23 protein-coding genes are annotated in these 20955 nt (G+C 32.5%); 20 read left to right on the top strand and 3 right to left on the bottom strand.

The features are described from left to right. Nucleotides 1-3: 3 nt before the first annotated feature. Nucleotides 4-1707 carry a Na+/H+ antiporter NhaC family protein gene (locus CGEO_RS06490; RefSeq protein WP_075540537.1) on the bottom strand — a complete coding sequence of 568 codons (1704 nt, stop codon included), beginning with the start codon at nucleotides 1705-1707 and terminating at the stop codon, nucleotides 4-6. 245 nt (nucleotides 1708-1952) lie between these two features. Between CGEO_RS06490 and CGEO_RS06485 the strand changes: the two genes are divergently transcribed. From CGEO_RS06485 to CGEO_RS06440, 10 genes are all read left to right on the top strand, one after another. Next, complete coding sequence (locus tag CGEO_RS06485) at nucleotides 1953-3170, top strand: M48 family metallopeptidase (RefSeq protein WP_075540536.1); 1218 nt, start codon at nucleotides 1953-1955, stop codon at nucleotides 3168-3170. Beyond that, nucleotides 3157-3966, top strand: coding sequence for a peptide chain release factor N(5)-glutamine methyltransferase (gene prmC / locus CGEO_RS06480; protein WP_075495054.1), 810 nt, complete (start codon nucleotides 3157-3159; stop codon nucleotides 3964-3966). Before CGEO_RS06485 ends, prmC begins: the two co-directional genes overlap by 14 nt. Before the next feature lie 20 nt (nucleotides 3967-3986). Beyond that, nucleotides 3987-4637 carry a uracil-DNA glycosylase gene (locus CGEO_RS06475; RefSeq protein ID WP_075495003.1) on the top strand — a complete coding sequence of 217 codons (651 nt, stop codon included), beginning with the start codon at nucleotides 3987-3989 and terminating at the stop codon, nucleotides 4635-4637. Beyond that, entirely contained in the window at nucleotides 4634-5833 is a 1200-nt protein-coding gene (locus CGEO_RS06470; RefSeq protein ID WP_075495005.1) for a type 1 periplasmic-binding domain-containing protein, read from the top strand. The genes CGEO_RS06475 and CGEO_RS06470 overlap by 4 nt, the downstream gene beginning before the upstream one ends. A gap of 122 nt (nucleotides 5834-5955) precedes the next feature. Further along, the gene (locus tag CGEO_RS06465; RefSeq protein WP_172658118.1) at nucleotides 5956-6852 is read left to right on the top strand and encodes a helix-turn-helix transcriptional regulator; all 897 of its coding nucleotides are present in this window, start codon (nucleotides 5956-5958) and stop codon (nucleotides 6850-6852) included. Beyond that, nucleotides 6834-7301: a hypothetical protein gene (locus CGEO_RS06460; protein ID WP_075495009.1), complete on the top strand. Its 468-nt coding sequence runs from the start codon at nucleotides 6834-6836 to the stop codon at nucleotides 7299-7301. The genes CGEO_RS06465 and CGEO_RS06460 overlap by 19 nt, the downstream gene beginning before the upstream one ends. 2 nt (nucleotides 7302-7303) lie before the next feature. Then, on the top strand, nucleotides 7304-7726 hold the full coding sequence (locus CGEO_RS06455) for a hypothetical protein (RefSeq protein ID WP_075540533.1): 423 nt from the start codon (nucleotides 7304-7306) through the stop codon (nucleotides 7724-7726). A gap of 7 nt (nucleotides 7727-7733) precedes the next feature. Further along, entirely contained in the window at nucleotides 7734-7997 is a 264-nt protein-coding gene (locus tag CGEO_RS06450; protein ID WP_075540532.1) for a YkgJ family cysteine cluster protein, read from the top strand. Nucleotides 7998-8000: 3 nt separating this feature from the next. Next, nucleotides 8001-9008 carry a hypothetical protein gene (locus CGEO_RS06445; protein ID WP_075540531.1) on the top strand — a complete coding sequence of 336 codons (1008 nt, stop codon included), beginning with the start codon at nucleotides 8001-8003 and terminating at the stop codon, nucleotides 9006-9008. 43 nt (nucleotides 9009-9051) lie between these two features. Continuing rightward, nucleotides 9052-10794 carry a hypothetical protein gene (locus CGEO_RS06440; RefSeq protein ID WP_075540530.1) on the top strand — a complete coding sequence of 581 codons (1743 nt, stop codon included), beginning with the start codon at nucleotides 9052-9054 and terminating at the stop codon, nucleotides 10792-10794. A gap of 641 nt (nucleotides 10795-11435) precedes the next feature. On the opposite strand, the gene CGEO_RS06435 is transcribed toward CGEO_RS06440, so the two are convergent. Together CGEO_RS06435 and CGEO_RS06430 are read right to left on the bottom strand one after the other, a co-directional pair. Then, complete coding sequence (locus CGEO_RS06435) at nucleotides 11436-11837, bottom strand: YbgC/FadM family acyl-CoA thioesterase (RefSeq protein ID WP_075495019.1); 402 nt, start codon at nucleotides 11835-11837, stop codon at nucleotides 11436-11438. 14 nt (nucleotides 11838-11851) lie between these two features. Then, nucleotides 11852-12343 carry a DUF4149 domain-containing protein gene (locus CGEO_RS06430; protein WP_075540529.1) on the bottom strand — a complete coding sequence of 164 codons (492 nt, stop codon included), beginning with the start codon at nucleotides 12341-12343 and terminating at the stop codon, nucleotides 11852-11854. Nucleotides 12344-12547: 204 nt separating this feature from the next. Between CGEO_RS06430 and rpmH the strand changes: the two genes are divergently transcribed. The 10 genes from rpmH to CGEO_RS06380 are packed head-to-tail and all read left to right on the top strand — an operon-like array spanning nucleotide 12548 to nucleotide 20920. Further along, on the top strand, nucleotides 12548-12682 hold the full coding sequence (gene rpmH, locus CGEO_RS06425; protein ID WP_075495023.1) for a 50S ribosomal protein L34: 135 nt from the start codon (nucleotides 12548-12550) through the stop codon (nucleotides 12680-12682). Next, complete coding sequence (rnpA, locus tag CGEO_RS06420) at nucleotides 12670-13005, top strand: ribonuclease P protein component (RefSeq protein WP_082255683.1); 336 nt, start codon at nucleotides 12670-12672, stop codon at nucleotides 13003-13005. The genes rpmH and rnpA overlap by 13 nt, the downstream gene beginning before the upstream one ends. Beyond that, the gene (gene yidD, locus CGEO_RS06415; protein ID WP_082255680.1) at nucleotides 13002-13340 is read left to right on the top strand and encodes a membrane protein insertion efficiency factor YidD; all 339 of its coding nucleotides are present in this window, start codon (nucleotides 13002-13004) and stop codon (nucleotides 13338-13340) included. The genes rnpA and yidD overlap by 4 nt, the downstream gene beginning before the upstream one ends. A gap of 15 nt (nucleotides 13341-13355) precedes the next feature. Further along, nucleotides 13356-14918 carry a membrane protein insertase YidC gene (gene yidC / locus CGEO_RS06410; RefSeq protein WP_075495056.1) on the top strand — a complete coding sequence of 521 codons (1563 nt, stop codon included), beginning with the start codon at nucleotides 13356-13358 and terminating at the stop codon, nucleotides 14916-14918. After that, nucleotides 14915-15871, top strand: coding sequence for a Jag N-terminal domain-containing protein (locus CGEO_RS06405; RefSeq protein ID WP_075540528.1), 957 nt, complete (start codon nucleotides 14915-14917; stop codon nucleotides 15869-15871). The genes yidC and CGEO_RS06405 overlap by 4 nt, the downstream gene beginning before the upstream one ends. Then, on the top strand, nucleotides 15864-17189 hold the full coding sequence (mnmE, locus tag CGEO_RS06400; protein WP_075540527.1) for a tRNA uridine-5-carboxymethylaminomethyl(34) synthesis GTPase MnmE: 1326 nt from the start codon (nucleotides 15864-15866) through the stop codon (nucleotides 17187-17189). The genes CGEO_RS06405 and mnmE overlap by 8 nt, the downstream gene beginning before the upstream one ends. 53 nt (nucleotides 17190-17242) lie before the next feature. Continuing rightward, nucleotides 17243-18124 carry a lysophospholipid acyltransferase family protein gene (locus tag CGEO_RS06395; RefSeq protein ID WP_075531809.1) on the top strand — a complete coding sequence of 294 codons (882 nt, stop codon included), beginning with the start codon at nucleotides 17243-17245 and terminating at the stop codon, nucleotides 18122-18124. Then, entirely contained in the window at nucleotides 18124-19032 is a 909-nt protein-coding gene (locus CGEO_RS06390; protein WP_075540526.1) for an ELM1/GtrOC1 family putative glycosyltransferase, read from the top strand. Before CGEO_RS06395 ends, CGEO_RS06390 begins: the two co-directional genes overlap by 1 nt. After that, nucleotides 19029-20114, top strand: coding sequence for a glycosyltransferase family 4 protein (locus CGEO_RS06385; protein ID WP_075495035.1), 1086 nt, complete (start codon nucleotides 19029-19031; stop codon nucleotides 20112-20114). Before CGEO_RS06390 ends, CGEO_RS06385 begins: the two co-directional genes overlap by 4 nt. Continuing rightward, complete coding sequence (locus CGEO_RS06380) at nucleotides 20111-20920, top strand: polysaccharide deacetylase family protein (RefSeq protein ID WP_075540525.1); 810 nt, start codon at nucleotides 20111-20113, stop codon at nucleotides 20918-20920. Before CGEO_RS06385 ends, CGEO_RS06380 begins: the two co-directional genes overlap by 4 nt. Nucleotides 20921-20955: the final 35 nt, after the last annotated feature.

Here is a 20955-nt window from a genome sequence, read left to right as displayed (position 1 = left end):
AGTTTAAACTATCTTCTTACCAACTATTTTTAGCAGTAAAAACATACTAGCACAACCAACTAAAAGCGTTATCCAAACAGGCGCTCCAAAACCAACTGGTATATAGCCAAGCGCGATAGTAAGCACTCCAACGCTAAGTGCGTAAGTCATTTGAGTAGTAACGTGATCTATGTGGTTACATCCTGCTCCCATCGATGAAAGTATAGTCGTATCAGAAATCGGAGAGCAGTGATCGCCAAAAATCGCACCAGTTAAAACTGAGCCGATATTCATAATCATATAGCTATGAAGCGCTTCGCCCTCAAGCCCATTTAGTCCACCAATCGCAAAAGCTAGTGGCACAACCAAAGGCATTAAAATTCCCATCGTTCCATAACTTGTTCCGGTTGAAAAAGAGATGATTGAACCAAGTATAAAGATAATAGCTGGAAGCGACCAGTTAGGAATAGAATCTGAAAGTAGCTCAACAAGGTATTTTGAAGTGCCAAGCTCTTTGATAACTGAACTAAGAGACCATGCAAGAAGCAAAATCACGATAGTGATAATCATCGTTTTCCAACCTTTTAGCCAGACTTGAATCGCTTCAGAAACCTTGAAAATCTTTCTATAAACGCCTAAAAATATCGCAACGATTGTAGCAAAAAGTGCTGATTGAAACAAAACAACAGAAGCGTCTGCATTTCCAAAAGTTTCTCTAAGTGCGTAGAAAGAAAAAGGCGCTGCTTGCACTGCGGCTAAATTTTCACCCTCAAGTGCTGAAAGGCCATTGAAGTAAAATCCAGCAAAAGCAGCAACCATCAAAACCAAAATCGGCACAATAGCGTTTGATGTTTGAAGCTTTACCCCCTCTTTAGGAGTTAGGGTTTTATCTTCTAAATCATCCATTTGTTGGGCATTTGCTGAGGCAACTTCGCCAGTTTGCATAGCTCTTATTTGAGCTTTATACATAGGGCCAAATTCACGTTGCATTAAAGCAGTTGCTAAAACAAAGATAATCATAAAAATGTTATAAAAACGATAAGGTATAGTCTCTACAAAGATAGAAAATGCGTTGATGTCGGTTACACCGATGATTTCATAAGCTGATTTTATCAAAGAAAGCTCATAGCCAACCCATGTCGAGATTATGGCGATTCCTGCTATTGGAGCTGCTGTTGAGTCGATTATAAAAGCTAGTTTTTCGCGTGAGATTCTAAATTTATCCGTTACTGGCTTCATAACTGGACCGACTATAAGGGCGTTTGCATAATCATCAAAAAAAACGAAAATTCCCATAACCCACGTTGAAACTTGAGCTGATACATGGCTTTTAGCTTTTTTAGCAAGCCACTCTGCAACCGCGCGCGTTCCACCCATTTTTGTAATCAGTGCGATAACGCCGCCTATGGCTAAAACTTGAAGCATAATGCCTGCATTCCACGAGTCTGCCATGGAATTTATAACTTTAGAAGTAAAACCTATAAAGCCTTTTATAATGGACATAAAAATGCCATTTTCTGCGACGCTTAACATATAAGTTCCACTAAAAACGCCTAAAAACAGTGATAAAACAACATCTTTTGTGATAAATGCTAAAACTATCGCAACAAGGGGCGGAATAAGTGTAAATATGCCAAATTTAGCCGAGTTAATTGTAGCCAAATCATCGGCAAAAACGCCAAGAGGTATCAACAAAAAAAGCAAGAAAATAGGTAAAATCTTTTTCATGTATAACTTTCTATAAAAATATTTAACCTAGAAGTATAACAAAAAGAATCTTATTTCAAAATTTATATTTTAAAAAATCAAAATATTTTGTCTAATATGTCACAAATTTAAACATTTTCATTATTTTTTATATAAATTTAGAGCTTAAAAAATGCTTTATAGCGATATTTGGCGATGTTGTATTGTTTTTTAAACTTAGTTTTTATACAATCTTGTCTATTTTAAGAAAATTTAATGGAGAATGTATGCTTTTGTTTTTGATAACGCTTTTTTTACTTTATACGACTTTAAAGATTTTGCTTGAGCTTGTGGAGATAAAATTTATAAAAAATGAGATGAAAAATGAGCCAGTTATCTTAGAAAAAGAGGCTTTTTTGGAGGCTGGAAACATCGCAGTTGTAAATAAAAAATTTGATATCATAAGCTTGATTTTTGAGTTTTTTATCACTGTTTGTTGGCTTAGTTTTGGGCTAAAATTTCTTTATAATGCCTTTGTTACAGATGGTTTAATAATGCAAAATTTACTCTTTGTGATGAGCTATATCGTGATCTCTGCGGTTTTGAGTTTGCCATTTGATATATATGCAAAATTTATTAAAGATAAGAAATTTGGTTTTTCTACGATAGATGCGAAAACTTTTATCAAAGACTTGCTAAAGACTTTTGCTTTAACTATAGTGTTTGGTTCGCTTTTTGTCTGGCTTTTGTTGCTTTGTATCGATTTTTTGGGCGAATTTTGGTGGTTTTGGGCGGCTGTTTTATCGTTTGTTATAATTTTACTTATAAATTTTATCTATCCAACTATCATAGCTCCGCTTTTTAATAAAATGAAAAAGCTTGAAAATGACGATTTAAGCGCTAGTATCGAAGACTTGATGAGAAAGTGTGGATTTAAAAGTAGTGGAATTTTTTCAATCGATGCTAGCAAACGAGATAACCGCTTAAATGCCTATTTTGGTGGGCTTGGTGCTACAAAAAGAGTTGTGCTTTTTGACACACTTATACAAAAACTAACAAAAGATGAGATTTTAGCGGTTTTAGGGCATGAGCTTGGACATTTTAAACACAAAGATATAGTTAAAAATATCATATTTTCAGCGATTTTAATCTTTGTAATGTTTTTTATCTTTGGAAATTTACCAAATTCTGTGTTTGAAGCTGTCGGAGTGGCTAAAAGTGGTGGTTCAGTTATAGTTTTACTGATGATACTTTCAACTTTTTTATCATTTATCATCACGCCGCTTCAGTCGTTTTTAAGCAGGGCAAATGAGTTTGCAGCAGATAAATTTGGCGCAGATGTAAAAGATAACAAAGATATGATAAGCGCTCTTAAAAAGCTTGGCGAGCAAAACAGAGCCTTTCCTAAGTCGCACAAAGTCTACTCAGCATTTTATCACTCGCATCCAACGCTTTATGAGCGGATTTGTGAGTTGGAAAAAGATGGTAAAAATGACAGTATCTAAAGCCTTAAAAGAGGGCGAGAAGATTTGCGAGTCAAAATTCGTAGCAAAAGAGCTTTTGAAATTTCATCTAAATTTAAGCGATGAAAAAATTATCTTAAATTTAAGCTTAAATTTGGATAATCAAGATGGCTATTTTACTCTTTTAGATAGATACAAAAGTGGCGAACCGCTTGAATACATCGTTGGTAAGGCTGAGTTTTTAGAAGAAGAGTTTGAAGTAGAAAAGGGCGTTTTAATCCCTCGTTTTGAGACTGAAATTTTAGTGCAAAAAACTTTAGAAGTGGCGAAGGAATTTAAAAATGTAAGAATTTGCGAGATTGGTTTTGGAAGTGGGATTATAAGCATTAGTCTTAAAAAAAGGTTAAATCAAGCCGATATAATAGCAACCGATATCTCACAAATCGCGTTAAAAGTAGCGCAAAAAAATGCGAAAAAACATAGTGCAAAAGTTGAGTTTAAACTCTCATCTTTGCTTGATGAAGTTAGTGAGAATTTCGATATCATCGTATCAAACCCGCCATATATAGCAAAAGATTATAAGCTTGATAAATGGGTTTTAAGCGAGCCAAAAGAGGCTTTGTTTGGTGGAGAGGTTGGAGATGAAATTTTACGAAAGATTATAAATTTAGCTAAAACTAGAGCTAAATTTTTAGTTTGCGAGATAGGATATGATCAAAAACATAGCCTTTCACAAGCGTTAAAAGAGGCTGGATTTGAGTATGAATTTTATCAAGATTTAGCCGGTTTTGATAGAGGATTTGTTGCAAGAAATTTAAATTTAGGGCTATTTTACTAACTTTATGATAGGATTTTGTTATGGATTATAGCTCATCGATGTTGTATAGGTTATACTGTTATAAGGCGTTTGGATATCGCTATATAGATGAAAACGTGCTTATGTTTGATGAGTTTAGCCACTTTCGCACTCTTGATGAGTTAAAAAGCGAGCTTAAAAATTGTCAGCTTTGCCCATTTTCAAAGAGTAGAAACAATGTCGTAGTATCTAAAAAAAGCTTAGCAAAACTTATGGTAGTGATGGAAAATCCAACCGTGAGTGATGATTTAAGTGGTGAGATGTTTGTTGGGAATTTAGCTACGATGTTAAAAGAGATGTTAAAAGAGCATGGTGGCGTGAGCGAAGATGATATTTACGGAAGTTTTTTGGTTAAGTGCAAAGCTCCTAAAAATGGTGCTGTTACGAGCGAATCCGTTCTAAGATGTAGCCCATATCTTTTTGATGAGATAAAAAAACTTAACCCAAAGGTGATTTTAACTGTTGGTGAGATTTGCTCAAAAGTTGTATTAAAAGATGAAAATTTACCAAATTTGCAAATTTCTCATGGTTCGATTTTTAAAGAGGGTGGAGCGTTTGTGATGCCGGTTTTTGATATGGAGTATGTGCTAACAAACCCCAGTAAAAAGGGCTTGTTGATTGAAGATATAAAAAAGATAAGAGAGCTGTTATGAAAAAAATTTTGATTTTACTTTTTTTGGTTTTTGCGGTTGTTGATGCGAAGGTTCAAAGACTTTCAAGCATTCCGCCAGCTGGAGTTGAGTTTATCGATGTTGAACCAGGGATTTGCGATAAGGCGTGCTTGCAAAATTTAGTAAACAACAAGCTTGAATTTAGCTTTTTAGCAAGATATGATGCTAAATATGCTGATGGAAATTTAACAAATTTATATGCAAGACTTGGAGGTGGCGGCAATGCGCTTTTGCTTGCGCAAACCATAGCTCAAAACCAAAAAGATAAAGTCGCAGTTTTAATCCCAGAAAACGTTATAGGTGGTTACTCGCATGTGGTTTCTGATGCGATTTTTTCTTATGTTATATCGCAAAACATAAATGCAGAGGTTAAATTCTACTTAAGTGGAGATGAGTCGCCAAGCGCGTTAAGAAGCGCTTTAAGGCAGATTAAAAATGATAAAATTTCTTTAGTTGTAGCACCTCTTACGGTAAATGGTGCAAAATTTATAGCACAAAACTCAGAGCTTGAAATGCTCTTTTTTGTCCCAACGCTAAACTATGATATGGTTGGGATAAGCAGGGGGAATATCTTTTTTGGCGGGATTGACTATAAAGATCAAATCGCAAAACTGCTTGATGTCGCAAACTCGAAAATAGCACTATTTTCAGATGGAAGTGGGCTTGGAAATACGCTGAATTTTTATGTGGAGAGCTTAGGTGGTGAGATTTTTGCTAAGAATGTTATAAATAACGCTCAAACAACCATTCTTGGTATGGTTGATGATAGTTATAATGACTCAGCCGTTTTTTTAAATTTGCCACTTAACAAAACCGCACTCGTAACAAATCAAATCGCACTTGATAAGATAACGCCAACAGCGCTTTTAAGCACGCAGATAAACTACGCACCAAAGCTTTTAACATCTATTAAATTTAATGATAGAAAGAACCTTTTTATAGCAAATTCTATAACAAACATACCTAAAGATGTGGCAAACACAGCAGCTATTTTTGGGCTTGATATGAGTTATAACTGGGTTGCTTACTCAACTGCGATTGGACTTGACTATTTATACTCGACTTTTAAAAACCCAGAACATGAGCGAATTTTTAGCGAAAGAGTTGTCGGCTCAAGCATTATCTATAACACAAAAATTTATAAAACCACGCAATACGGCTTCATTGAAGTGCAGTAGCGCAAATGTTGGTTAAATTATTTAAAATTTTAACCAACATTTTAAATAATCTTCAAATTTTATTCATAAAGTGACACAACCTGTCATAACAATAAAGTATAATACTTAAAAAATAATTAAGAGTGATTTATGAAAACCTTGCGGGGGGGGGGGAGCATTATGATAGATTCGCAGTTAGAATAACTAGGATTATCGAGCTTTTACTCTGCGGCGAAAAACTTAGCATAGCCGAGCTTAGTGAAGAATTCAACGTAAGTGCTAGAACTATCAGGCGAGATTTAAAACAAAGAATCGCTCATCTTCCTGTTGTCTGTGAAAATGGATTTTATTTTCTTGATTATACAAACTACAATATAAAAAAATATGATTTAATTAAATTTAGTAAAAAAAGCGGTATTTTTGGACTCTATCCAGATGATAATTATGCTGATATACAAAACAATAACTCAATCAAAATAGTTGGTTTTGAGTATGAAAAAATCGACACAACACTCTTTAAAACTGCCAAAAGTGCTATAGAAAACAACCAAAGTTTAAAGTTTGATTATAAAGATAAAAAGCGGATAGTCAATCCATACAAACTTATAAATTTACATGGAATTTGGTATCTATGTGCTAGTGAAAACGACAAGCTTAAAAATTTTACTTTTAAAAACATAAAAGAGTTGGTCGTGGAAGGTTGTTTTGAAAAAAACACTAAATTTGAACGTCTAGTCGATGGCGAAATTTCTACATTTCCAAGTGAAAACTTAACAACTATAAAATTAAAAGCAAGCAAAAACATAAAAGAGTTTTTGCTTAGAAGAAAGCTTTTTCCAGAACAAAAAATCATAGAAGATGCAAAAGGAGGTTGGTTGATTTTTGAAACAAAGGTTGGTTTTTTAAACGATATAAAGGGGGTTATCCGTTATTGGATGCCAGAAATTTTTGTGTTAGAACCGCTTTGGTTAAAAGATGAGTTCTTAAACGAGTTACAAATTTATTTAGAAAAGGAGAGAAAATGTTGCTATACATGTTAGGTGAAGAGGCAAAAAAGATATTTTTAGACTTAGCTATTATATGTACTAGGTCTGATGGTATTATAGATGAAGTTGAGGATAAAATATTGCAAGAGTATTGCGATGAGATGAACTTAAAAGCCCCTGAAAAGCAGTTAAGATATGATGCTATCATAGAAAATTTTACTGAAGATTTTAACGAGTATAGAATAAAAATTGAAAAAAATATATATAGTTTAGATGAAAAAGCAAGCAAGATAGCTTATTTTGAATTGTTTGCTTTAACTATAAAAAGAGATGGGAGTCTAAGCGCTATAGAAACGGATATATTAAAAAGATTGAGAAAAAAAATTAATGAAAGAGATCATAATTTGAGCACTAAGATGAAAAATTTGGCTAAAAATATAGTAGCTAGTTTGAATTTTGTTGATGAAATAGAAGCTATGTATGCAGAAAGTAAAAGGAGTTAAAAATGTTTTTAAACAAATTTAAAAGTGATGATATGAAAAAAAGGTTTATAAAACTAGCTGGAATTTTACTGTTTGATTATGATAACTTTGATGAAGTTATGAATTCTTATATAAAAGAGTCAAATTTAAAAACTGTAAATTTAAGTGAATTAAAAGAGTATGCTCAAGAGATAAGCGTTGTGTTTGAGTTAGAAAAAGAGCTGTTTGAAGAGGAGATAAGGGAGCTTTTGCACAATATAGATATAAGGTATTATTTAGAGGCTAAAATACTAATGTCTAGTTTAAAAAGCGATATTAGACAAGAAATAAATTTAATAGCGATAAGAGAGTTAAATGCTACTGCGGAGGTTTACTCTTTATGCGAAAAATGGGTTGGAAATATTGTAAATTATAATCTAGCTCTTTCAAAAATTATTAATTCATAGATAAAAGATGTTTAGCTGTGATTGTTGTGGGATATGTTGTAGATATATCAAAGGCATTGAAGAGCTTAAAGAATTTGATAATGGAGATGGAATTTGCATAAATTTAGATAAAGATAAAAATTTATGTCAAATTTATAGTTCTCGCCCACCGATTTGTAGGATTGACGAGATGTATAAGGTGAAGTATCATAGATACTTTAGTAAAGATGAGTTTTATAAGATAAATGAAGAGTCTTGTAAAAAACTAAAAGAAATTTATAAAAAAGGATAAATTATGCCATTACCGTTGATACCGATTGCCATTATAGGGGTTAGTGCTATTTTTGGAGCTAAAAAAGCTTATGACACTTATAGCGATTCTGAGGAAAGCAAAAGAGTAAATAAACTTGCTCAAGACATTTATAATGATTCGCTTGAGCTTTTAGATACTAAAAGAAAGAAAACAAACAAGCATATAACAAACTTTGGAAGTTATAAGATGGCTATATTCAAAAATCAAATAAATGACTTTTTAGATAATTTTAAAAAGATTAAAAATTTTGATTTTAACGAAGAGCTTTTTAATGATAAAGAACTCCATATAGATAACCATGAGTTTGAAGAGTTTAAGAACGATGTTTTAAATATGACTACAGTTTTAGGTTCTGTAGCTGGTGCAACAGCTGGAGCGGTGGCTGGATTTGGCGCTTATGGCTCTGTTGGGCTTTTAGCTACTGCATCGACTGGGACAGCTATAAGCACGCTAAGTGGAGTAGCAGCTACAAATGCAACATTGGCGTGGTTAGGCGGAGGCTCTTTAGCAAGTGGTGGGCTTGGCATGGCTGGTGGAATGTATGTGTTAGGCGGCTTAGTAGCTGGTCCAGCTTTAGCTGTAGCTACACTTGTAATGGCAAGTAGTGCTGAAAAAGCTAAAAACGAAGCATATAATAACCTAAATAAAGCAAAAGTTTTAAAAGAGTCAAATAATACCATTATACTAAGTCTTAAAAAGATATCTAAATTAATAGATAGTATAAGAGATACGATAAAAAATACTGTAGATGTATTTAATATGTTTAATCCAAGTTTTATAAGGTTAGTGAATAGAAATATCGACTACGCTACATATGATAATAGCGAGAAAGAGTTAGTTCACAAGATGCTTTTACTAGCTCAAACTATTAAAAATATCATCGTTATCCCACTGCTAGATGAAGAAGGTGAGATAGATAAAAAATGTATAGTTGTAAATTTTAAAACTAAAAAAATACTTAGTAAAATTAAAGATATCGAAGCAGAATAAACAAAAAAGGGCAAATTTGCCCTAATTCTATAAAGGATAAAAAATGTCAAAACCGATATATGAAGAGATAATTGATGAGATAGCAACACAAATTCTTGCAAGGCGTGATTTAAACGTCTTTAAACTAAAAATTAAACTAAGTACCTTCAGTCTAAATACATTCAAAGCTTATGGATCTAGCGTAACTGCTACAAATAATATCTTTTATCAAAGCGATAAGAGAAAAGGCATGCTAAATCCAAACATAGAACCAAAGCAAAAACAAAACGAATCAGATGAAAGCTTTCAAAAAAGAAAAGCCGAATTTGAAGGAAAAAGCGATGAAGAAAAAGCAAAAATGCAAAAAGAAGCCAAAGAAAAGGGCAAAAATGCATACAGTGGTTATATGTTTGAACCATTAGAAGTAGGCAGCTCAAATATAAAAGATAGCCTGTTTGATACTGGCGCTAAAACCTATAGAACCGATGAGATAGCCGACTTAAAAACAGTAGCTGGAATGATTGAAGATGGTAAAAAGCCAGAAAATTTAAGTCCAAAAGATAGAAAAAAATATGAGCATGTATTGCAGAATTACACTGATGAATTAGAGCAGATGAAAGATAAAAATAGTGTAATATCAAAATTAGCTAAAGAATATAATGCTAATGATGAAACGACCGATACGATTAAAATCAGCAAAGATAACGGCAAGACAACAGCTCAACATAAAGTTGTAAAAAATGTCGATAGCATGCTTAAAAAAGTTCCATTAAAAGATGAAAATGGTAAAAACGTAAAAGATGAAAATGGTAATATTGTTTATAAAAAAGATGAAAATGGAAACTATGTCCGTAAATATAGTGAAGTTGACCAGTTTAAAGTTCCGCGCGATGACTATCAAAAACATATAAATGAGTTAGATAAGATAATCAATGACCCAAATACACCAGAAGATAAGAAAAAAGCAGCCCAAGATGTAAAAGAAAAGTTAAAAAAAGAGCAAAATTTTATTTGGAGAAGTATGTGTGAAAATCCAAAAACAACAGCTGTTGCAGTACAAACTGCTGTTGCTACTGGGCACATGGTTCAAGCTGGACTTTCTGATGGAGCTATGGTTGCTTTGTCTACTTTAGTAAACGGAGCTATATATGAGATAAAAGATGCCTTAAGCGAGAATGGCGAAAAAATAAGTGCGTTAGATAGGATAAAAAGACTTATAAAAAAAGCTATGGCTTCTTTTAAAAAAGATGGATTTATCAGAGGCAGTTCTTATGGCGCATTAGAAGTGTTGATGGGAATCGTATCTCAGGTATTTAAATCTTTTTCAAGAATGGTAACATCTATATGGAAAAGTGTTAGAGATTCAGCAAAATCTATTTATAATGCATTTTATGATTTTATTACTGGTAAAGTAAATAGTTTTGAAGATCTACTTTCTACTATAATAAAAGCCATTTTTTCGGCGTCTATTGTTATATTGGCTAATGTTTATGAAAAACAATTAGAAGCTTTTTTTGCTTCAATGGTAGGTCCTACAACTGCAGAATACCTATCTTCTTTTATAGTGATTGTTGTTGGAGCTATAGCAGTTGTTCTTGGAACTAAAGCTATAGAAGCTTCGATAAATTCTTTCTTTGTTATGTTTTCATCCTTAAAAAAATCAAACATGAAACGAGCGAAGATAGAAGCTATGGTTGATAAGTATTTACCAAAGCTTATGGAAGATAATGCAAAATTAGAAGAGATGATCTCAACTAAATTTTTAAATTTAAAGCTGAGTTTAGATAGCTCTTTTGCTGATTTGTAAAAAGCTATTTGCAATGATAACCACGTTGCTTTTGTAAAAAGCTTGGTTGGCATTAATAGTGCTTATGGAACTATACTTGAATATGCTGATTTTAATACGTTTGATAAAGCTATGCTAAGTGATGAGCCGATAAGGTTTTAAAGCCTAATGCTAGAAAATCGACCTATAGCGCTTAAGATTTGGTTTGGTTTCTTAGCAAAAGTTTTTTATGAATCTGTTTTGGTAAAATTTAGTATGTAAATTTAAGATATTTTATGCGTTGATGTTGTTAAAATTTACAGATAAAGTGCGAATTAAAGAGCTTTTATAGCTCTTTAAACTTTATTTGGTTAGAAAATTTAAATTGTTGTTTTGTGGAAATGCTCTTAAAATACAAATATCAAATTTTATTTTATATTTTTTGCTTATAATTCTTATAGTGATTTTGTTTAAATAACACTATAAATTTAGCGCGACAAAAGCTAGTAGAAATTTGTGTCGGCTTTTGCTTAAGAGTTAGTTTTTATGAGTAATATCTTAAAAATTTTAAGGCGTGAATTTGTATAGTTAATCTTTTATTAAAATTTAATGTCTGCTTGTTTCAAATCACTTAATTTAATTTTTCTAAATTTGCATATTTTCATAACAGTTGTAGTTAATTTTTAATTTTCTTGCTTACTTTTCATAAATTCAACTATCTCATCGTCCATTTTAGCTAGTTTTTTATCTACTAAAAATGCAACCGTGATATCGGCTTGAAAGATAAGTTGAGGCGCGCAAGTGGCATTTAAACTACCAACTTTATAAATTTCTTGATGTAAAATCGCACTTGCTTTTTTTGCACTTTTTATAGAAGTTTTTATCTCTAGTAAATCCCCTAAAAATGCTGGTTTTATAAATTTAGCCTCCATTGTTGTTACGACAAAATGCCTATTTGGCGTAAAAGGTGCAACGCTTGAGTTAAAAAACATCTCGCTTCTTGCTCGCTCGCAGAATTTTATGTAGTTTGCGTGGTATACTATTCCGCCAGCGTCGGTATCTTCGTAATAAATTCGAACTTTCATTTCTTAAACTACTTTTACGCTTGTTCTTTTGCTGCTCTTGGAAATCTCATAAAAAATAGTATAAACTGCGCTACCATCATGATTTTCATACACCATTCGCTAGTTTTGTGAATTTGTGCGAACGCTTCGTTTTGCGTTGCGACTACTCCTAAATTCTGCGCATCAACGATATAGTCGGTGAAATAAAAGACAAAAGCAGCACTTAAAACCAAATTTATCAAAGATAGCATTAAGGTTGAAAATTTGAAATTAAAGCTCTCGTTTTTTGCTGTTATGAAATTTAAAATTTCATAGATTATAGATATAACGGCGATTGTAAAAAGAATGTTGTTAAATTTAAGAAAAATTTGAGTCATCAGTTGTCCGCTTTGAAAGTGCGTCAAAATTCCTTCGCCGATGATACTAGCTGGGAAAAATATAACTGGAGCAACCAGCGCGCCAACGCTGATTTCGATACCAATCAATGCGGCTAGTAAAAATAGATATATGTTTAAAACTCTGCTCATAAAGTTCCTTTTTAGCAAAATGAAGCAAGAAGTATACATTAAAATGATAAATGATTAGAAAAGCTCATTTTTGTTAAAGTATGTCAAAAAGTTTTAAAGATGAAAATAAATTTGTTAAATTTAAAAATTGTATGATATTAAAAAGCTTTTAAGTAAATTTAAGATAAAATCATCGTTCTGTATATTTTATAAAAAAGGAAATCCATGAAAAGAACATATCAACCACACAAGACTCCTAAGAAGAGAACACACGGTTTTCGCCTTAGAATGAAGACTAAAAATGGTCGTAAAGTTATAAACGCTAGACGTGCAAAAGGTAGAAGCAGATTGGCAGCTTAGGTAAATTTGCTTCGATAAATGAAGCAAAAGAGTTTAAAAAAATTTACGATGAGGCGAAAAAATGGCATTGCGAATGTGCTGTTGTTTATTTTTTAGCTTCTGAGCAAAAAAAATTTGCAGTTGTAGCTAGCAAAAAAATAGGAAAAGCGGTCATTAGAAATCGTGCTAAAAGGCTTATTAAGGCTGCTTTTTTAAACATTAAAAACGAGCTAAAATCTGGAAGCTTTGTTATCATAACGAAAGCTGGGATAAATGAGATGAAATTTGGCGCAATAGAGAAAAATTTAAGATGGTCGTTTAGAAAAATGGATATTTTAAAGTGAAAAAACTCTCTCTTAAACTTATAAAAATTTATCAAATTTATATATCTCCCGCCCTTCCAAAATCCTGCCGCTACTATCCAACTTGTTCGGAGTATGCGGTTTGGCACTTTAAAAACAGCTCGTTTTTTAGAGCATTTTTTGCAACTTTTTTTAGAATTCTTAGATGTAATCAGCTCTTTAAAGGTGGGATTGACTATCCTGTTACTAAAAAGAGCTTTTCTAAGACAGACATTTTTTCTAGTCAAAGGGTAATCAGACCTAAATTTTGGTTTATACCTTTTAAAAATGGTAATTTTTATATAATCAAATCGTTAGATTTCAAAAAGGAAAAATAAGTGGAAAATCTTTCAATGCAAAAGAGAGTGATTATAGCGACGCTTTTGGCGTTTGTTTTTTTTATAGGTTATGATCATTTTTATCTATCAAAACTTAGACCACAAATAGATACAAACCAAACCGCAACCGTAGAGCAAAACCAAGCCCCATCTACAACTTCAACTTCAAAAGATGTAACAAATGTCGCACCTACTGTTAATACTCAAAAAGATATATTAACTATCAAAGGCGATACTTTTCATGCAACTATCGATGATTTAGGGCGTATAAATTCGTTTAAATTAGATGAAGCGATATATAAAAACGAAAAAGGCGATGCTATAAATTTAGTTGATCCAACTTTTTCGCCTATGCCTTTAGAGATGAGATTTAGCGATGCTAGCTTAAACCAAAAAGCATTTTCAACTCCATATAAAGCCTCTGTTTCAAGTATAGATTTAACAACCGGTGAAAAAAGTGTCGTTTTGACTCAAGATTTAGGCGATTTAGTTGTTACAAAAACTATTAAATTCTATCCAAAAGGCAACTACGAGCTTGATATAAAACTAAGCAAAGAGGCAAAATACTTCATAACTCCTGGTATGCGTCCAAATATCGCAGTAGATGGCTATACGGTGCATGGAGCGTTGATTAGACAAAGCGATGAGAGTTTAGATATCATAAAAGATGGCGGAGTGGAAAAAGGCGGTCAGAGCTTTTCAAACGCAAACATAGCGGCTGTTTTTGACAGATACTACTCAACTTTGTTTTATAGCTTTGATAACTCGCTAAATGTCGTTTTATCTGAAGATAAAAATGAAATCAATCAGCTTTTTGTATCATCAAATGGAGATTTTAAAACAAATGGCTTCATAGGTCCAAAAAATCAAAAACTTCTAGCTAGTATAAACCCACAACTTACCGATATCATCGAGTATGGTTGGTTTACATTTATTGCAAAACCGATGTTTTCGTTCCTTTCATGGCTTCATGGATTTACTGGAAACTGGGGATGGGCGATTGTGCTTTTAACTATTGTTATAAGAGTTGTGCTTTTCCCTTTGACATACAAAGGTATGGTTTCTATGAACAAGATGAAAGATTTAGCGCCAAAGATAAAAGAGTTGCAAGCCAAGTATAAAGGTGAACCGCAAAAAATGCAAGCTCAAATGATGGATTTATACCGCAAGCATGGGGCAAATCCTATGGGTGGATGTCTTCCGATACTACTTCAAATTCCAGTATTTTTCGCGATTTATCGAGTTCTTTTAAATGCTATTGAACTGCAAGGTGCGCCATGGATACTTTGGATACATGATTTAGCTATTAAAGATCCATATTTCATCTTGCCTATTATAATGGGTGCTTCGATGTTTTTACAACAACGTCTTACTCCAACAACATTTACAGATCCAATGCAAGAAAAAATTATGAAATTTTTACCTCTTATTTTTACATTTTTCTTCATAACATTCCCAGCAGGTCTAACGCTATACTGGTGTGTAAACAACATACTTTCTGTAATACAGCAAGTTATAGTCAATAAGATATTTAAAAAGCAAAAAGAGGCAGTTATTTTGGAGAAAAAATCATCATGAAAATTGAAGCAACAACACTTCAAGAAGCGATAACAAAAGCATCTCAAGAGATTGGATGCTCTGTTGTCGATCTTGATATAAAAGTTATCCAACATCCTAGTAAAGGACTTTTTGGATTTTTTAAAAAAAGCGCTATTATCGAGGCTAGATCAGAAAAAGAAATTTATAAAAAACATAGCCAAAAGCAAGAGTCAAAACCAAAAAAAGAGCCAAGACAACAAGAGCAAAAACACGTAGACGCAAAGCCAAATGAGCATAAAAAAAGCGAAAGCATTAAGAGCGAACAAGCTAAAAATGAGAAAAAACATAGTCAAAAAGCTTTTTCTAAAGATGATAGCAGCCAAAATTTAAGCAAAAAAGCAGAAGCTAAACCAGAGCAAAAAAATCTTGCTAAAAAAGATGAAAACAAAGATAAAGCGGCTAATAAAAAAGCTAAAAAAGTTCAACAAAAGCCAAAAACTGCGCTAGAACCAAAGCCAAAAGTTGATATAAATAGCGCTATACCACAAATCGAAGATGGGCTTAAGAAGCTTTTTAGCGGAAATTGCTTTGAGATTGATACTATAACTGTGGCTAAATTTGAGCATGATACAGTATTTATCAAGCTTGATGGAAAAGATGCCGCACTTTTAATAGGAAAAGAAGGATACCGATATAAAGCGTTTTCATATCTGCTTCATAATTGGATAAATTTAAAATTTGGCTTATCAATCCGCCTTGAAATATCAGAATTTCTTAAAAATCAAGAGGAGATGATAACTCAGTATCTGCAAGATATCATCGCTAAGGTTAAAGAAAATGGCAAAGCGCAAACTAAACCACTTGATGGAATTTTAGTTAAAATTGCACTCGATCAGCTAAGATATGAATTTCCAGATAAATATGTAGGAATTCGCTCCTCGCGCCATGGTAAATTTATCGTAGTTAGCGAGTCTAAAAAGAGCAATGACTGACACAATCGTAGCCGTTGCCACAGCTCATGGTATCGGCTCTATATCCATAGTAAGGCTAAGCGGCAAAGATGCTTTAAGCCTTGCTAAAAAACTTATAAAAAGCAAAGATTTAGCCCCACGCTACGCAACATTTTCTAAAATTTACTCAAAAGATGGTGATTTTATCGATGAGGGGATAGTTATATATTTTAAATCACCATTTAGCTTTACCGGAGAGGATATAGTCGAGTTTCAAACTCATGGTGGATTTGTTATATCAAATTTAATAACTGAAGAACTTATAAAACTTGGCGCTAGAATCGCTCAACCAGGGGAATTTAGCAAACGAGCTTTTTTAAACGATAAGATGGATTTGGCTAAGGCTGAGAGTATTCAAGCGTTGATTACTTCAAGAAGCGAAGATGGAGCTAGGGTTTTAGCGCGTTTAATGCATGGCGAGTTAAGCGAGTATGTGAACTCTCTTCGAGATGAACTTGTAAAAACGCTAGCTTATGTTGAAACTTGCATTGATTATGCTGATGATGACTTGCCAAGTGGAATTTTAGAGCAAACTAAGGCTATGCTTGAAGAGAATTATCAAAAATTATCTTCTATCGTTGAAGTTAGCGAGCAGAGAAAAGGCTTAATCGAAGGTTTTAAAATCGCTATTATCGGTAAGCCAAATGTTGGCAAAAGCTCCATTTTAAACGCACTTTTGCACTATGATAGAGCTATTATCAGTGATGAAGCTGGAACTACAAGAGATAGGATTGAAGAGAGTTTACAAGTTGGAACTCATTTAGTTCGCATAATCGATACAGCCGGCATTCGCGATGGAGTTTCAAATATAGAAAAAATCGGCATAGAAAACTCTATAAAAGCGACAAAAGAGGCTGATATCATACTTGCTGTTTTTGATAATAGCCGAGTGGTTGATGATGAAGATAGAAAAATCTTAGAAATTTGTAAAAACAGTGATAAAAAAATCATATATGTGCTAAATAAATGCGATTTACCTGCTAAATTTGAACTAAATTTAGATAACTCACTTCAAATTTCAGCTAAAAATAGCTCAAATTTGATACTTTGCGAGCTTAAAACTTATCTTGATACTAAAAATTATGATGGTATTATGCTTAGCTCAAACAGGCAAATTCAAGCTTGTAAAAATGCTAAAGAGGCGATTTTAAGGGCAAATAATCTTTTAGAAGAGAGCTTGTTGGAGTTTTTTACTTATGAGCTAAATTTAGCCATAACTGAAATTTCTAGCATAACTAAACCTTATGAAAGAAGCGAAATTCTTGATGCGATGTTTTCGCACTTTTGCCTTGGTAAGTAGTAAATTAAGCTAAAATTTAGTAGAATATATAAAATTTTATTAAGGCTTTAGTTTTGAAAGAGAAAATTGAATATTTTTTAGTTTTATTGCTTATGAAATTTGTTAAATTCGCGCCAGTATCGTTTATATATTGGTTTTTTGATAAGCTAGGATTGATTATGTTCTCTTTGCTTAAATCAAGAAAAAAAATAGCTATTAGTAATTTAAAAGCCGCTTTTAAAGACTTAAGCGATGATGAGATAGAAAAGATAGCAAAAGATAGCTTTAGATCTATTACAAGATGTAGTGTTGAATGCTTTTTGCTAATCAATAACAAAATAGATATCGATAGTTTGTTTGATAAGCCTTTTGAGTATGAAAAAGAGATAAGAGAGATTATGAAAGACTCTCAAAATGGAATTATATTTTTTACCGCTCATTTTGGAAATTGGGAGATAGCTTCAAAATATGTAGCAAAGCTTGGTTTTCCTCAACTTGTTATATCAAGAGAGGGAAATAACGCCTTAATAGAAGAAAATATCACATCCCCTTTTAGAGCAATGTATGATAATGAACTAGCATACAAACATGAGGCTATGAGTAAAATCGTAAAACATCTTAAAAAAGGCGGGATAATCGGTATTTTAACAGATTTAAAAGCATCTGGTGCAAATAGTGTTTTGATACCATTTTTTGGGAGAGAGTGCCATACTGTTAAAACTATTGGCTCGCTTTACATGAAGTATAACCCAAAAATAGTTCCATTTTTTACAAGACGCCTTGAAAATGGTAAATATGAGATTATTTTAGAAGAGTTTCCAAAGATTGCTTTAAGTGGTGATAAAGACAAAGATGTAAAAGATATAGTTCAAATTTGTAATAACATATATGAGCGAGTTATTAGAAAATCACCAGAACAGTGGTTTTGGATGCATAATCGCTGGAAAATGGACTAATGCAAACAAAGCTAAAAAATGCTCTTATTTTAAGTGATGGGCGAAAAGGTCATGAAAGCCAGTCTATCGCATTTTGCAAATATTTTGAGTGTGAGTATGAGATACTGCGCGTTTCTTATGCGAATAAATTTTTAAAAACTTTATCTTATGTGTTAGCATTTTTAGGTATTTGGATAAAGATTTTTAAGTCTAAAGAGCTTGATGAAAACTCTAAATTTGACTTTATAGTCTCAGCTGGAAGCACAACCTACTATCCACTTAAGTATTTTTCTTGTAAATTTAATGCAAAAAGTGTGGCTATGATGTCGCCAAGTGGCTATAAAACTGGCTTTGATATAGTTTTTGCTATGGAGCACGATGCTAAAAATGCGCCAAAAAATGCCATCTTAATACCTATAAATTTAACTTGTCTTGAAGAAAAGCACTACTTTTCGCCAACTAAAAAAGCAATCGGGATTGTTATCGGAGGGGATAGCAAGCATTATAAAATGGATGAAAGAGAGATTAAAAACACAATTCTTGAGCTTAAAAATAGTTTCAAAGAGTATGAAATTCTCATTACAACTTCGCCTAGAACTCCAAAAAATGTTGAAGAATTTTTAAAACAAGAAGAGTTTGATTTCAAAGTCATATACTCACAAAAGCAAATCAATCCAATCTATGATTTTTTAACAACTTGCGAATATATATTTATAACAAGCGACTCAACTTCTATGATAAGTGAAGCTGTAAGTTTTGGAAAGGCAAGCGTGCAAGTTTTAAAACTAAAAAGTAAAGAAAAAAATACTAAATTTGATAGATTTTTAGAAAATTTAGAGAATTTAGGACTGATTCATATTTATGATAAAAGCGTGAAAAAAACAGCCAAATTCGATATAAAGCAGACTATAAAAAGGCTTAGTCTGTGAGAATAATTCAAATTTTACCAGAGCTAAATTTAGGTGGCGTGGAGCGCGGAAGTGTTGAATTAGCAAAAGAGCTTGTTAAAAATGGTCATGAAAGTATAGTTATAAGTAATGGCGGAAAACTTGTGCTAAATTTAGAAAATGAAGGCTCAAAGCATTATAAATTTGATGTTTGCTCTAAAAACATTTTAACTTTTTTTTGGCGAATACGAAAGCTAAAAAAGCTTTTAAAACAGATTAATCCAGATGTTATTCACATAAGAAGCAGAGTTCCAGCATGGCTTGTATACTTTGCAAACAAAGAGCTTAAAATCCCAACAGTTGCGACCGTGCATGGGTTTAACAGTGTAAATTTTTATAGTAAAATTATGACTAAATTTGATTGCACCATTTGTGTAAGCAATGCCATAAAAGAGTATCTTATCAAAAATTATAGTATTAATGAAAAGGATTTAAAGGTTATAGCAAGAGGTGTAAATTTAGATGAATTTTCGCCAGATAAATTAGATTTTGAGTTTATAAAAACTTATAAAAATAGCTTTGATATCAATGATAAATTTATAATTGGATTGGTTGGGCGAATAACACAGCTTAAAGATATTGAGAGTTTTATCAAAGCGATAGCGCTTTTAAAAACTGATTTTAATGAAGTTGTTGGGCTAATAGTCGGGGATGCAAGACAAGATAAAATGGAGTATTTAAACTCTTTAAAAGAGCTTGTTAAAAGCTTAAATTTAGAAAAAAATATTATTTTTGCGGGCTCGACTTCAAAAATAGCAGAAATTTATCAAATTTGCGATGTTTTAGTAAGTAGCTCCAAAAAGCCAGAGAGCTTTGGTAGAAGCGTAGCTGAAGCCTTAAGTATAGGAACTCCAGTGGTTGCTAGTAATCATGGCGGAGTTAAAGACATTATAAAAGATGGTGTTAATGGCTATTTTTTCGAAGTTGGAAATGAAAAAGAATTAAGCGAGAGAATAAAACTTGCCAAAGAGCTTAAATTCGATGGATTTGGTTATATAAAAGAAAATTTTAGCTTAGAGAATATGGCAAATAATACTATGAAAATTTATGAAAGTTTAGTATGATTTATATATTAATTTTACTTATTATTGGATTTATCATTTTTTCATTCCGCTTTGCATGGTGGGCTAAAAATATATCATACGAGTATCCAAGAGTTTTGATGTATCATATGATAAGTAGACATTTGCCAAAAAATAAAAGTAAATTTAACCGCTTACGAGTTAAACCAAATGAGTTTGAAAAACAACTTTGTTGGCTTAAAAAAAACGGATTTTCAAGCTACACTCTTAGCGAACTTATTTTGCTTGAAAAAATACCGTTAAAATCAGTTGTTATCACGTTTGATGATGGGTATAAAGATAATTTTACAAATGCCTTACCACTTTTGCAAAAATACGGCTTTAAAGCAACAATTTTTATAGTAAATAACCGCTTTGATGGAAGTTGGGCAACCGATAAGGATTTAAACAAAAAAAGTGATGAGCTAAATAGCGAAGAGATGTTAAGCGATGATGATATTATCCAACTTTTAAAAAGTGAAATTATCGAGATCGGTTCACATACGTTAAATCATGCTAATTTACCATCTCTTAATAGTGATGAGAAATTCCATCAGATAAATCAATCAAAGCTCGAGTTTGAAGCTAAATTTGGCATAAACTGCACTGCTTTTGCATATCCTTTTGGGTTTTTTGATAATGATAGCGTTAAGTGCGTGGAAAAGTCCAAATTTAGTTGCGCAACTACAACTGTTAATAGTGTTTTCACTCCACGTTACTCAAAGTTTGAAATTCCGCGCATTATGATAAGCGGCAGGCAAGGAATTCTTAGCTTTATCCTAAAGATAAAAAAGGGTAGAAGTAGATGAAAAATCGGTTTAAACAAGTAGAATTTGAGTTAAAT

It is taken from the genome of Campylobacter geochelonis (genome assembly GCF_013201685.1).
In the GTDB taxonomy this organism is placed as follows: domain Bacteria; phylum Campylobacterota; class Campylobacteria; order Campylobacterales; family Campylobacteraceae; genus Campylobacter_B; species Campylobacter_B geochelonis.
The sequence above is the reverse complement of the archived record's forward strand: the minus strand, read 5'-3'. Positions and strand labels throughout refer to the sequence as shown.

What these genes read in the sequence shown, in the direction of transcription:
- CGEO_RS06490 (WP_075540537.1), bottom strand. Translation starts at nt 1,707, where the DNA reads ATGAAAAAGATTTTACCTATTTTCTTGCTTTTTTTGTTGATACCTCTT.
- CGEO_RS06485 (WP_075540536.1), top strand. Translation starts at nt 1,953, where the DNA reads ATGCTTTTGTTTTTGATAACGCTTTTTTTACTTTATACGACTTTAAAG.
- prmC (WP_075495054.1), top strand. Translation starts at nt 3,157, where the DNA reads ATGACAGTATCTAAAGCCTTAAAAGAGGGCGAGAAGATTTGCGAGTCA.
- CGEO_RS06475 (WP_075495003.1), top strand. Translation starts at nt 3,987, where the DNA reads ATGGATTATAGCTCATCGATGTTGTATAGGTTATACTGTTATAAGGCG.
- CGEO_RS06470 (WP_075495005.1), top strand. Translation starts at nt 4,634, where the DNA reads ATGAAAAAAATTTTGATTTTACTTTTTTTGGTTTTTGCGGTTGTTGAT.
- CGEO_RS06460 (WP_075495009.1), top strand. Translation starts at nt 6,834, where the DNA reads ATGTTGCTATACATGTTAGGTGAAGAGGCAAAAAAGATATTTTTAGAC.
- CGEO_RS06455 (WP_075540533.1), top strand. Translation starts at nt 7,304, where the DNA reads ATGTTTTTAAACAAATTTAAAAGTGATGATATGAAAAAAAGGTTTATA.
- CGEO_RS06450 (WP_075540532.1), top strand. Translation starts at nt 7,734, where the DNA reads ATGTTTAGCTGTGATTGTTGTGGGATATGTTGTAGATATATCAAAGGC.
- CGEO_RS06445 (WP_075540531.1), top strand. Translation starts at nt 8,001, where the DNA reads ATGCCATTACCGTTGATACCGATTGCCATTATAGGGGTTAGTGCTATT.
- CGEO_RS06440 (WP_075540530.1), top strand. Translation starts at nt 9,052, where the DNA reads ATGTCAAAACCGATATATGAAGAGATAATTGATGAGATAGCAACACAA.
- CGEO_RS06435 (WP_075495019.1), bottom strand. Translation starts at nt 11,837, where the DNA reads ATGAAAGTTCGAATTTATTACGAAGATACCGACGCTGGCGGAATAGTA.
- CGEO_RS06430 (WP_075540529.1), bottom strand. Translation starts at nt 12,343, where the DNA reads ATGAGCAGAGTTTTAAACATATATCTATTTTTACTAGCCGCATTGATT.
- rpmH (WP_075495023.1), top strand. Translation starts at nt 12,548, where the DNA reads ATGAAAAGAACATATCAACCACACAAGACTCCTAAGAAGAGAACACAC.
- yidC (WP_075495056.1), top strand. Translation starts at nt 13,356, where the DNA reads ATGCAAAAGAGAGTGATTATAGCGACGCTTTTGGCGTTTGTTTTTTTT.
- CGEO_RS06405 (WP_075540528.1), top strand. Translation starts at nt 14,915, where the DNA reads ATGAAAATTGAAGCAACAACACTTCAAGAAGCGATAACAAAAGCATCT.
- mnmE (WP_075540527.1), top strand. Translation starts at nt 15,864, where the DNA reads ATGACTGACACAATCGTAGCCGTTGCCACAGCTCATGGTATCGGCTCT.
- CGEO_RS06390 (WP_075540526.1), top strand. Translation starts at nt 18,124, where the DNA reads ATGCAAACAAAGCTAAAAAATGCTCTTATTTTAAGTGATGGGCGAAAA.
- CGEO_RS06380 (WP_075540525.1), top strand. Translation starts at nt 20,111, where the DNA reads ATGATTTATATATTAATTTTACTTATTATTGGATTTATCATTTTTTCA.